General features: G+C 64.9%; 8 protein-coding genes and 1 tRNA gene. 1 reads left to right on the top strand and 8 read right to left on the bottom strand.

The window, feature by feature from the left end:
* Nucleotides 1-63: 63 nt before the first annotated feature.
* Both L2I41_RS06070 and L2I41_RS06065 read right to left on the bottom strand, forming a co-directional pair.
* Nucleotides 64-1,494, bottom strand: a complete 1,431-nt coding sequence (locus L2I41_RS06070) for a glutamine synthetase family protein (RefSeq protein WP_237152630.1) — start codon at nt 1,492-1,494, stop codon at nt 64-66.
* 110 nt (nt 1,495-1,604) lie between these two features.
* Nucleotides 1,605-2,306: a GntR family transcriptional regulator gene (locus L2I41_RS06065; RefSeq protein ID WP_237152629.1), complete on the bottom strand. Its 702-nt coding sequence runs from the start codon at nt 2,304-2,306 to the stop codon at nt 1,605-1,607.
* A 608-nt stretch (nt 2,307-2,914) separates the two neighbouring features.
* Between L2I41_RS06065 and scpC the strand changes: the two genes are divergently transcribed.
* Complete coding sequence (gene scpC / locus L2I41_RS06060) at nt 2,915-4,435, top strand: succinyl-CoA:acetate CoA-transferase ScpC (RefSeq protein WP_237152628.1); 1,521 nt, start codon at nt 2,915-2,917, stop codon at nt 4,433-4,435.
* 53 nt (nt 4,436-4,488) lie between these two features.
* Here scpC and bglX read toward each other — a convergent pair whose 3' ends face one another.
* The 6 genes from bglX to sdhA all read right to left on the bottom strand — a co-directional run bounded on the left by bglX (nt 4,489) and on the right by sdhA (nt 12,429).
* Nucleotides 4,489-6,702, bottom strand: a complete 2,214-nt coding sequence (gene bglX, locus L2I41_RS06055) for a beta-glucosidase BglX (protein ID WP_237152627.1) — start codon at nt 6,700-6,702, stop codon at nt 4,489-4,491.
* A gap of 243 nt (nt 6,703-6,945) precedes the next feature.
* Nucleotides 6,946-7,035 (bottom strand) — tRNA-Ser (locus tag L2I41_RS06050).
* A 144-nt stretch (nt 7,036-7,179) separates the two neighbouring features.
* A complete protein-coding gene (locus tag L2I41_RS06045; RefSeq protein WP_237152626.1) occupies nt 7,180-7,737 on the bottom strand; it encodes an arsenate reductase/protein-tyrosine-phosphatase family protein in 558 nt (185 codons plus the stop codon).
* Between the two features lie 317 nt (nt 7,738-8,054).
* Nucleotides 8,055-8,909 (bottom strand): nucleotidyltransferase domain-containing protein, encoded by an 855-nt coding sequence (locus L2I41_RS06040; protein WP_237152625.1) that lies wholly within the window; start codon nt 8,907-8,909, stop codon nt 8,055-8,057.
* A 66-nt stretch (nt 8,910-8,975) separates the two neighbouring features.
* A complete protein-coding gene (locus L2I41_RS06035; protein WP_237152624.1) occupies nt 8,976-9,755 on the bottom strand; it encodes a succinate dehydrogenase iron-sulfur subunit in 780 nt (259 codons plus the stop codon).
* 850 nt (nt 9,756-10,605) lie between these two features.
* Nucleotides 10,606-12,429 (bottom strand): succinate dehydrogenase flavoprotein subunit, encoded by a 1,824-nt coding sequence (gene sdhA, locus L2I41_RS06030; protein WP_237152623.1) that lies wholly within the window; start codon nt 12,427-12,429, stop codon nt 10,606-10,608.
* Nucleotides 12,430-12,432: the final 3 nt, after the last annotated feature.

The raw sequence follows: 12,432 nt of genomic DNA, 5'->3' as shown, positions 1-12,432 counted from the left end.
AGCGGCCGATTCGGTTCCCTGTCCCGGACTATACGATGACCGAGGCCGCGAGCGGAACGGCGATCAGACGGTGAAGCCGTAGAGCGTCCATTCCTGCTCGGTCACCTCGATGGCGAGCTGGTCATGCTCGGCGCGCTTGATGGCGACGAAGGCCTTGTGGAAGACCGGACCCAGCACGGTGCGCAGGAACTCGGAGCGCTCGGCCAGATCGATGGCGTCGAGCCAGCTGCGCGGCAGCGAGGCGCGACCGTCGACACGCGGCCCGCCTTCCAGCGGCGCGCCGGGGTCGAGCCGCTGTTCGATGCCGTCCAGTGCGCCGGCCAGCGTGACCGCGGCAACCAGATAGGGGTTGGAATCGACGCCGGCGACGCGATGCTCGAAATGCCGGCTCTTGGCGCCCGTGGCAGGCACGCGCAGCGCCACATTGCGGTTCTCGATGCCCCAGTCGTCGGACGCCGGCGAATAGGAGGTGGAGGCGAAGCGGCGCCAGGAGTTGAGGAAGGGCGCCAGCACCAGCATGGTGTCGGCCACGGTGTGGCGGATGCCGGCGATGGCGTTCAGCATCAGCGGGCTGAGGGAACCGTCCGCCTGGTCGGCGAAGAGATTGGCACCATCGGAATCGGCGAGCGACAGATGCAGGTGCATGCCCGAGCCGGCCTCGGTGCCGAAGGGCTTGGCCATGAAGCAGGCTTCCATGCCGAACCTGCGGGCGCAGGACCGGATCAGCCGCTTGGCGATGATCACGTCATCGGCGGCCGACAGCAGGTCGCGATAGCGGATGGTCAGCTCATACTGGCCGACGGCATATTCGGAGATCAGCGCTTCCAGTGTCAGGCCGAGATGTTCGGCACCGGCGTAGATGGCCTCGAACAGCGGCGCCATCTCGTCGAGTTCGTCGACCGCCATGGTGTTGCGATGGGGCGAGCGGCGGCCGGTCAGCGCATAGCGGGCCGGATGATAGCGGCCATCGGCGCCGCGCTCGCGATCGATCAGATAGAACTCGAGCTCGAAGGCGCCCTTGGGCGCGAAGCCGGCGGCGCAGGCCCGCTCGATCTGGCGCACCAGGACGGGACGCGGCTCGGCGACGAAGGGCGTGTCGCCATCATACATGGTGACCAGCACCTGGCCACGGCCGGTGTGCGGCATCATGCCGAGCGTGCCGGGCAGCGGCCAGCAGCGCTTGTCACCGCCGTCGGCCACCACGACGCCGGAACTTTCCACGTCATAGCCGGCGACATCCTGGCCGAACAGCGAGGCGGGCATGGAGCGGCCGGAGGTATAGAGCGACTCAAGCTCGTGCCGGCGGATGATCTTGCCGCGGCCGATGCCATGGCAGTCGGTCATGACGATGTCGATCGCCTGGACGTCGGGATAGCGGGCCAGGAAATCCAGAGCCTCGTCGATGGATGCGCCCGCAGGCGAGGAAAGGGTCATGGTCGAACTCGTCTTGCGGAACCGCCAGTCCGGCCGGGCGCGGGCCGGCTCGTCGGTCATCCCTGGTGTTTCTACCCATCCCAGAACAACGGAACACTGTGCATTTCCCGCTGTCATGGCACGGCGTTTTACGATCTGCGATCGCAAAATTCAAGCTTGGAACGCAAGCCTCAGCGGGCCGGCGGCGGCGCGAAGACGTCGCTTTGCAGCAACTGTTCGGCGCCTTTGGAGATGTCCATCCGGATCGCCTCGGCGGCAGCCCGCCCGTCACCGCGCTCCAGCGCCTCGGCGACTTCCTCGTGAAAGTCGATCTTGAGGATCTCGCCGAAGCCGGCGGCGAAACTCGTGCCCAGCTGACGCAGGAAGGGACCGACCTGCAGCCAGAGCGTCTCGATGAGGAAGAGCAGCGACTCCGAGCCGCTGGCCCGGTAGATGAGGAACTTGTACTCGTGATTGCGCAGCAGATACTCGTCGACATCCTGGCTGCGGGCCGCGTCGGTGAGGGCGGCGCAGCTCTTGCGCAGGCTGCGCAGGTCGGCCTTGCCGATGCGGGCGACGGCCGCCTCGGTGGCCGCCGGCTCGCAGATGAGGCGGCTGGCGGTGAGGTCGGCGAAGCGATCGCGCGTCATTGCCGGCAGAACCAGCGACCCGTTGGGCAAGGGTTCGAGCGCCTTCAGCGCCTGCAGCTTCTGCAAGGCGGCGCGGACCGGCATGTCGCTGGTGCCCAGCTCCTGCGCCAGCTTGCGCGAGGTGAGCTTCTGGCCCGGCCGGATGCGCCCGGCCATCAGGGCGTGGTTGAGGCGGCGATAGACCAGCTCGTGCAAGGGCACAGCATCGATGGTGCCGAGACCTATGGACGGCGTCTCCTTCACGTGCATCTCCCCCGAAACAGGAACGATTTTCTGCCTCCGTTTAGCACCGCCGCACCATGCCGAACAAGCGGAGCTTGGTCCCTCGGTTTGAGTGCTTAGCCGAAGGGCGATCTTGATTCGCCCGGGCGCTTTGGCCACGGTCGCCGCCGGGAGGAGCTTCACTTTCTGCGACAGCATGCCGCATGCACCGGACTGACCACCGGGTGCGAGCGGATGATGGCCGCAAGGCAAGCCCGCTCGCAAGCCGGCTCAAGGTCCACCTTGACGGCCAACATGCGGCCTTGGCGCAAGCCACCGCCGCAACACAGAACGGGGCGGCACAGTCCCGCTGGAAACGCCTGGAGCACCCGCCGATCATGTTGAAACAACATGATCGAAAAGCGGCTGCTCAAGCTCTTGACTCTGGAGCGATTTCTTGTCGACCTGACGATTCCGTCAGGTCGGAAAGCGCTCCAGGAACCGTTCACCGTGGGTTCTTGATCCCGCACCACACAGGTGGTGGCGGGAGCGGGAGCCCTTGCCGCCAGATCCGGTGCCCAACGTCCTCGTCTCGCGCCCATGCCGCCTGCAGGACTGCCGCATCGAAGCCTCGACCCGGATGCCCCCTGATGAAGTCCCCTTCCCACATTCTCGCCTCCACCGTCCAGGACAAGATCATGTCCGCCGATGCCGCCGCCGCCCTCATCCCCTCGGGCGCGACGGTGGGCATGAGCGGTTTCACCGGTTCGGGCTATCCCAAGTCGATTCCGCTGGCGCTCGCTAGCCGCATCGAGGCCGAGCATGCGGCCGGCCGGCCGTTCAAGGTGAGCGTCTGGACCGGGGCCTCGACGGCGCCGGAACTGGATGGAGCGCTGGCCAAGGTCGACGGCATCGAGTTGCGCCTGCCCTATCAGTCCGATCCCACCTGCCGCGAGCGCATCAACGCCGGCAAGATGGAATATATCGACATCCACCTGTCGCATGTGGCCCAGCACGCCTGGTTCGGCTTCCTCGGCAAGCTCGACTATGCCGTGGTCGAGGTTACCGCCATCCGCGAGGATGGCAGCCTTGTCCCCTCCTCGTCGATCGGCAACAACAAGACCTGGCTCGACCAGGCCGAGCACGTGATCCTCGAGGTCAACAGCTGGCAGGACGCGCGGCTCGAGGGCATGCACGACGTCTACTATGGCACGCAGGTGCCGCCGCACCGCAAGCCGATCCCGATCGTGGCGGCCGGCGATCGCATCGGCGAAACCTATCTGCGCTGCGACCCGTCGAAGATCGTGGCCATCGTCGAAACGCACGCACCGGACCGAAACACCGCCTTCACCCCGCCCGACGAGACATCGATGGCGATTGCCCAGCATATCATCGACTTCCTCGGCCATGAGGTGGGCAAGGGGCGCCTGCCCAAGGAGCTGCTGCCGCTGCAATCGGGCGTCGGCAATGTGGCCAATGCGGTGATGGACGGGCTGGAACACAGCCCCTTCACCGGCATGACGGCCTATACGGAAGTGCTGCAGGACGGCATGCTGAAGCTGCTGGCCTCGGGCAAGCTCAGCTTTGCCTCGGCAACGGCGCTGTCGCTGAGCCCGGACGGCTATGCGGAGTTCCTGCGCAATCTCGATTTCTACCGGCAGCGGGTGCTGCTGAGACCGCAGGAAATCTCCAACCACCCGGAGGTGATCCGCCGGCTCGGCGTCATCGCCATGAACGGCCTGATCGAGGCCGACATCTATGGCAACGTCAACTCAACCCATATCGGCGGCACGCGCATCATGAACGGCATCGGCGGTTCGGGCGACTTTGCCCGCAACGCCTACCTGTCCTTCTTCATGACGCCGTCGACCGCCAAGGGCGGCAGCATTTCCTCGATCGTGCCGATGGTCACCCACGTTGACCATACCGAGCATGACGTGCAGGTGATCGTCACCGAACAGGGCCTTGCGGACCTGCGCGGGCTCTCGCCCAAGCGGCGGGCCAAGGCGATCATCGGCCATTGCGCCCATCCGAAGTTCCAGCCGGCACTGATCGACTATGTGGAGGAAGCCGCCCGCCGTTCGCCGGGCCAGCACACGCCGCACCTGATGGACGAAGCCTTCGGCTTTCTCGAGCGCCGCGTGAAGGCCGAGACCACGCCGGCCCAGTGAGGTCGGTTGCGACGGGGCATCAGACGTGCCTGATGCCCCGCGCTTGTGTCGGGTCAGCCCTTGCGAACGTCGAAGCTGGCGGTCAGGTCAGCCGTGGAGTCCCCGCCCACGAAGACGTCGAAGGTGGTCGCGTCGAGCACGACCGAGCGGCTCGCCGCCGACCAGTGGCTGAGCTCGTCGGGCCCGAGGGGGAAGGACACCGTCTGCGTCTCGCCGGCGGCGAGCGGAATGCGGCGGAACCCCTTCAGCAGGCGCACCGGACGGGCCGACGAGCCGTGACGCTGGTGGATGTAGAGCTGGACCACCTCGTCGGCGCCCACCTTGCCGGAGTTGGTGACGTCGACACTGACGGTCAGCGTGGCGCCGGGGGCGATTGCGCTGGCCGACAGGCGCAGGTTGGCGTAGCTGAAGCGGGCATAGCTCAGGCCATAGCCGAAGGGATAGAGCGGGCTGTTGGGCTCGTTCCAGTAGCGCTCGGCCGCCCAATCGGGCTTGTGCGACTTGAGCTGGGCGTAATGCAGGGGGATCTGGCCGATGTTGCGCGGCCAGGTATAGGGCAGCTTGCCGCCCGGCACGGCGTCGCCGAACAGCAAGTTGGCGACGGCAGCGCCGCCTTGCGAGCCCGGATACCAGATGCCCATGAGCGCGCGGGTGTAGCTGCCCTTGAGATCGAGCGGGCGAGCCGCCATCAGCAGCAGCACGACCGGCTTGCCGGTGCCGATCACGGCGTCCATGAGCTCCTGCTGGCGGCCGGGCAGATCCAGCGACGACCGCGAGGCGTGTTCACCGATCTGCACCTGGCCTTCGCCGAGCACCAGGACCACCACGTCGGATTTGCGGGCGAGATCGACGGCGCGCTGGATGCCGATGGTGTCGTCGACGATCGGGCGCGGCGTCTGCTTGTGCTCGTCATTCTCGAAGATCGACTTGAAATAGCGGCCGGGCAGCGTCACGCCCTGCGCATAGTCGACGCGGGTGGCCGCACCGACCTTGGCGCGGATGCCGGCGAGGACGGTAACGGTCTCGCTGTCGTCCTGTTCGAAGATCCAGGGGCCGACGGTGTCGCGGGCCGAATCGGCGAGCGGGCCGATGACGGCGATGGACGCAAGATCGCGCGGCAGCGGCAGCAGGTCGCCGTCGTTGCGCAGGAGCACCGCGGACCGTTCGGCGGCGCGGCGGGCAGTGTCGCGATGGGCCGGGCGGGTGAGCACGGCCTCGGCCTCCTTGACGTCCACGTAAGGATTGTCGAACAGGCCCATGCGCACCTTGGCTTCCAGCACCCGGCGCACGGCAATGTCGATGTCGGCTTCCGACACCTTGCCCTCTGCCACCGACTGGGGCAGCGTCCGATAGGCGGATTCGCCGAAGGGCGGCGCCATCTCGAGGTCGACGCCCGCGTCGAGGGCGCGCAGACCGGCGTCGGCGACGTCGGCGGCATAGCCGTGGGTGCAGAGGTCATAGGCGGCGCCGGCGTCCGTGACCACGAAGCCCTTGAAGCCCCAGGTGTCGCGCAGCACGTCGCTCAGCAGCCACTTGTTGCCGGTGGCCGGCACACCGTTGAGGCCCATGTAGGCGCTCATGATGTTATAGGCGCCAGCGTCGATGGCGGCCTTGAAGGGCGGAAGGTAGACGTTCCACAGCTCGTTGTCGGAAATGTTGGCTTCGTCATAGTCGCGGCCACCGATGGCCGCGCCATAGCCGGCGAAATGCTTCGGGCCGGAGATCACGTGATCCGGCGCGCCCACATAGGCGCCCTGGAAGCCACGCACCTGGGCGGCTGCCATGGCGGCGCCGAGATAGGGATCCTCACCGGCGCCTTCGATGATGCGGCCCCAGCGCGGGTCGCGGGCGATGTCGACCATGGGCGCGAAGGACCAGTGCAGGCCGACGGCGCGCGCTTCGGCGGCAGCAACGGACTGGCCTTCCTCGGCCAGGTCCGGGTCCCAGCTCGCGGCAACGGCGATGGGGACGGGCATGGCGGTGCGCAGGCCGTGGATGACGTCGTAGCCGAACAGCAGGGGGATGCCGAGACGGGTCTGTTCCACCGCGATCTTCTGCAGGCGGTTGATGTCCTCGGCGTTGGGCACGAACAGCATGGATCCGCAGCGGCCGGCGGCAAGCTCGGCCTCGACGCGGCGCGATTCCTCGGGAACCCGCAGGAAATTGAAATACTGGGTGATCTGGCCGGCTTTTTCCTCAAGGGTCATCTTGCCCATGAGTTCGTCGACAAAGGCCTTGATCTCGACGTCGCTCTTCTCTTTGCTCACCGCGTCTTCTCCCACTCCATCCGGCGCCGCTCTCCACGCGGCTCCTCGTCCCCATTCCTAGACCGAGGAAGGCGTGCTTGACCAGCCCCGTGCGAGGACGGAGGGGACCGGGGTCATGACGGGAGAGGCTCGAAGGGCCGGAAAACGATCAGAAATGGACGAGGTGAACACGGATATGTCAACGCCATCCGCTCGCATTCAAGCGGAGGAAAAAACAACGGCGATGTCGTTGAAAAGAAATTCTGGCGGAGAAGGAGGGATTCGAACCCTCGATAGAGTTTCCCCTATACACGCGTTCCAGGCGTGCGCCTTAAACCACTCGGCCACCTCTCCAGCGGCTCACCCAAGGACAAGCCGTCGGCGCGCAATATACTGATGTTGCGAAGCGGCGCAAGGGACTTTGGCACTTTTTTATGTGGTGGCTTTGCGAGCCGTGAAAGCTTGCAAAACCTTGATTTCATTTGCGGCTGAAAGCGCTCAGGCCCATTGGGCCGGGCGCGCTTCCAGCGCGCTGGCCATGGAATGGCGCGCGCCCTCGACGCGACGGACGAGTTCGCCGTTGATCCGAGTGATCAGCGCGCCGAGTACCGCCTCGGTGATCTGGCGGCGTTCGCCCTTGCGCTCGACCAGCGCCGGATCGCGCAGCGGCCAGCGCAGCGTCGCATATTCGGCGAGCTTGGCGCATTCCGGTTCGGTCCAGGTGACCGTGGCAAGGTCGACCACGATATGCGGCTTCAGCCCGCCGGGCAGGTTGAAGATGGTCCAGGACTTGGGCTCAAGCCCGTCCGTGGGGATGGCCCGCTGCTGCAGGGCCATGCGCGCTTCCGGCAGGATCACGGCGGCAGGGCGGCTGCCGGCGCTGAAAGCGCGATAGCTGCCGTCGGACCGCTGGTTGACCAGCGCTTCCGCCATCAGGGAGGTGGCGCTGTTGGTTTCACACAGGAACAAGATGTCGACTGTCTGCATGACGAAAACGCCTCTGATTGCCTTCGCCGCCGCCTGATCCTTGAACAGGCCGTGACTGAGATATCCCATGGCAATGACCTCCGGACGTTCAGTGGCCCGCCGAACCGCAACGGCCAGCGCCGGGCGTCGTCGCCGCCTGAGATGCCCTGAACCCATGTAGCTATGATGACAGCAGGATCAAAGGCAGGCGACAGCGCCTTTCGAAGGGTAATGCAGGATGCGCGCCAAGTTTTGGAGATGCGACGAAAGTCGCTCCGGAAGCAGATCAGCAAAACGCTTTTGCGGGCCAGACGCCAGTCTCGTCCCGGACAGATGAAGACTGAGCGCGGAGGGAAGGGGCGAACACAAAACCAGCATGCTCACGAATTGAGCATTCGAGATGCACTTCAGGCGCCGAGTTTCTGTATTTCGGCCAACAAGAACGTATCAGCCCGTTTCACGGCGGGTTCCAGCCATCCCTCGCGGGAGGGCCGGGGCGGGAGATCGCCGCGCACCTGATCGCCTCGCGCGATCAGCGCGGTCAACGCCTGAGGCACGCAGCCTGTTCCCAATTCGCGTGTAGCGGACTTGGCGGCCAGCAGATCTTCGATGGCGCGGCATTCCTCGCCGCTCAACTCGATATCGCCGACGAGGTCCTGAAAGCGCATGGGGGGCAGCTTCTTCCAGCCGCGGTCGCGCATCCACATCAGCGCAGCGATGGGACGCAGAAGGTAGAACAGCTTCTTGAGCGGGAATGGTGCCCCGATGTCGACATGCCCCAGACCGGTCGAGATCAGTCCCGCGTAATGACGGGCGGCGAGACGGGGATCCACGATGTGTTCAAGCAAGGACGCAAGACGCGCCTGGAATCCGTCCGGGTCACAATAGCGGATCGGAGCCGTTGCCCATTCAACGATGACGGCGTTGCCCTTGAGGGCCAGCTTCAGGGCCTTCCTCAGATCCCAGCCGTTGACGTCCAGATCCCCTTCAAGGGGAAACTCGATGACATCCCGCAACGGGACGAGGCTGGCATATTCACGGGCCGGCCGGACATAGAGGAAGCGGCAATCATAATCGCTGTCAGGGGATGGAAAGCCCCAGGCGCGGCTGCCGCTCTCGATCGCCATCAAGAGCCTTGCGCCGCGATTGTCGGCAATGCGTGCAAGCCTGGCATCAATAGCCGTCACAACGGCCGGATCAAAATCTGCGGGCAGGCGCCGGCCCTGCCTGAAGAGCACCGTGCCGTCCTCGATGGCCGCCATGTTTCCCCCTTGGGAGGAAGAGAGGCAGGCGCGAGGAGCCAAGCCCTCAGACCTGCCGCACCAACCTCAGAACTGGCGTTCCAGCAGCATCTTCTTGGTTTCGGCGATCGCCTTGGCCGGGTTGAGGCCCTTGGGGCAGGTCTGGGCGCAGTTCATGATGGTGTGGCAGCGGTAGAGACGGAAGGGATCTTCCAGATAGTCCAGACGCTCGCCGGTCGCTTCGTCGCGGCTGTCGATCAGCCAGCGATAGGCCTGCAGGAGGATGGCCGGACCGAGGTAGCGCTCGCCGTTCCACCAGTAGCTCGGGCAGGAGGTGGAGCAGCAGGCGCAGAGGATGCACTCGTAGAGACCGTCGAGCTTCTCGCGGTCCTCGCGGCTCTGCAGCCATTCGGTCTGCGGCGTCGGCGATTCGGTGTGCAGCCAGGGCTCGATGGAGCGATGCTGGGCGTAGAAATGGGTGAGGTCGGGCACCAGATCCTTGACCACGTCCATGTGCGGCAGCGGATAGATCTTCACCGGGCCGGCGATCTCGTCCATGCCCTTGGTGCAGGCCAGCGTGTTCATGCCGTCGATGTTCATGGCGCAGGAACCGCAGATGCCCTCACGGCAGGACCGGCGGAAGGTCAGCGACGGGTCGATCTTGTTCTTGATGTAGAGCAGACCGTCGAGCACCATCGGGCCGCAGTCGTCAAGATCGACGAAATAGCTGTCGATGCGCGGGTTGCGGCCGTCCTCCGGGTCCCAGCGATAGACGCGGTACTCCCTCAGACTGGTCGCCCCGACCGGCTTGGGCCAGACCTTGCCCGGCGTCATCTTCGAATTCTTCGGCAGCGCAAGTTCAACCATGTCGCCTATTCCCTGGCTAAGATCCGTTGTCAACGCAGCCCACCGTACGAGCTACCAACTGCATGTCATCTCAGGCGGGCACCGTGGCCCCACTCATCTCGAGCAAGGAGGTGCAATGCATCCTGCGCGCCGCGGGAACGTGGGTGCTCCAATTCCGCATGGAGCACTGGCTCCCGCTCGCATCGAGTGTTTCATGCCGCCTTTGTTACCCAATCCTGCACGTCCCCGGTCAAAATCTCGGGAACGCATACTTTTCGTCATCGTCCGACTTTTCTGAACAAAAACTCTCGCCTCTTGTCCTGGGCACACCGGTAAAGTTCCAGGACATCCTTCGATACAAAGTCAATTGCACAGACAGAGTTTCGCCCGGGGAACATCCCAGATCCGGCTACTGGAGATGCTGACACACCCACAAATATGCCAGAGAGAGAGTATTGCCCCTCCCCCTTTCGCTCACATGTAGACAGAGGTGCATTTCTTCCAAGATCTGCGCATGTCTTCTTGAAGAAGGAAAACCTGAAACGCCCGTTCGAAGAAAAGCTGTACATCTCTCCTTTAACATCGCCCGTTTTGCTGCCAGACGAACAAAACGTATTCATCGCGTCCGCATTGCACCAGTCGCCGGCAATTAACTCCTGGAAGCGCTGCTGAGGCAGTGCTTCCCGTTTTGCCAAGGCTTTTTCTACATCGAAACGCGACTTTGTTTCCGGCTGCACGACGGGACTTGGACCTTTCGCGCAACTCGAAAGCAGCGCTGCAACAATCCAAAGAGCACAAATAGAAGCCGGCTTCCCATAACCACTCATAATCTCATCCAGCCGCACCGCAGATACCCCGCGACCCAACGAACTCAGTACACGCGCGCCTTCGGCTTGATGTACTCGATGTCCGAAGTCATCGTGTAGGTGTGCACCGGGCGATAGTCGAGCGAGGTCTTGCGCGCGCCTTCGTCGATGAAGGCGAGCGTGTGCTTCATCCACTCGACGTCGTCGCGGCTTGCGTAGTCCTCGCGGGCGTGGGCGCCGCGGCTTTCCTTGCGGTTGGCGGCGCCTTCCATGGTGACCACGGCCTGGATGATCAGGTTCTCGTATTCGAGCGCTTCGGTCAGGTCGGTGTTCCAGACCAGCGAGCGGTCGGTGACCTTGAGATCGGAGCCGGCAGCCCAGCAATCGTTGATGAGCTTGACGCCCTCTTCCAGCACGTCGCCGGTGCGGAACACCGCGCAGTTGTTCTGCATGGTCTTCTGCATGGAGAGGCGCAGTTCGGCCGTGGTGCTGGAGCCGTTGGCGTAGCGGGCCTTGTCGAGGCGCGACAGCGCGAACTCGCCGGCATCGGCCGGCAGATCGGCATGGCGACCCGTCCGGTCGATGGTCTCGGCGCAACGGTGACCGACGGCACGACCGAAGACCACGAGGTCGATCAGCGAGTTGGAGCCGAGGCGGTTGGCGCCATGCACCGACACGCAAGCGGCCTCGCCGACAGCCATCAGGCCCGGCACCACCGCATCGGGGTCGCCGCCGACCAGCGTCAGCACTTCGCCGTGATAATTGGTGGGAATGCCGCCCATGTTGTAGTGCACAGTCGGCAGCACGGGGATCGGCTCGCGCGTCACGTCGACGCCGGCGAAGATCTTGGCGCTCTCCGAGATGCCCGGCAGGCGCTCGTGCAGGATGGCCGGATCGAGATGATCGAGGTGCAGGTAGATGTGGTCCTTGTTCTTGCCGACGCCGCGACCTTCGCGGATCTCCATGGTCATGGAGCGCGAGACGACGTCACGCGAGGCAAGATCCTTGGCCGACGGCGCATAGCGCTCCATGAAGCGCTCGCCCTCGGAGTTGGTGAGGTAACCGCCCTCGCCGCGCGCGCCTTCAGTGATCAGGCAGCCGGCACCGTAGATGCCGGTGGGATGGAACTGCACGAATTCCATGTCCTGCAGCGGCAGGCCGGCGCGCAGCACCATGGCGTTGCCGTCACCGGTACAGGTGTGGGCGGAGGTGCAGGAGAAATAGGCGCGGCCGTAGCCACCGGTCGCCAGCACGGTCTTGTGGGCGCGGAAGCGGTGGATGGTGCCATTGGCAAGATCAAGCGCCACGACGCCGCGGCAGGCGCCGTTCTCCATGATCAGGTCGATGGCGAAGAATTCGATGAAGAACTCGGCGCCGTAACGCAGGCTCTGGCCATAGAGCGTGTGCAGCATGGCGTGGCCGGTACGGTCGGCGGCGGCGCAGGTGCGCTGGGCAGGGCCGCCCTCACCGAACTTGGTGGTCATGCCGCCGAAGGGGCGCTGATAGATCTTGCCGTCTTCGGTGCGAGAGAAGGGCACGCCCCAGTGCTCAAGCTCGTAGACGGCGGCCGGGGCGTTGCGCACCAGATATTCGATGGCGTCCTGGTCGCCGAGCCAGTCGGAACCCTTGACGGTGTCGAACATGTGCCAGCGCCAGTCGTCCGGCCCCATATTGCCGAGCGAGGCGGCGACGCCACCCTGGGCGGCGACGGTGTGCGAGCGCGTCGGAAACACCTTGGTGATGCAGGCGGTGCGCAGACCGGCTTCCGAAGCACCCGTCACGGCACGCAGACCGGCACCACCAGCGCCCACCACGACCACGTCGAAGGTGTGGTCGATGAAGGGATAGGCGCGGCCGTTGACGTTGAAGGACTTGTTGACGTCGGCCATGGG

Origin of the sequence: Oryzibacter oryziterrae (assembly GCF_021864535.1) — a bacterium.
GTDB classification, from domain to species: Bacteria; Pseudomonadota; Alphaproteobacteria; order Rhizobiales; family Pleomorphomonadaceae; genus Pleomorphomonas; species Pleomorphomonas oryziterrae.
Note: the sequence above shows the minus strand (reverse complement) of the source record. Positions and strands in the feature narration are given on the sequence as shown.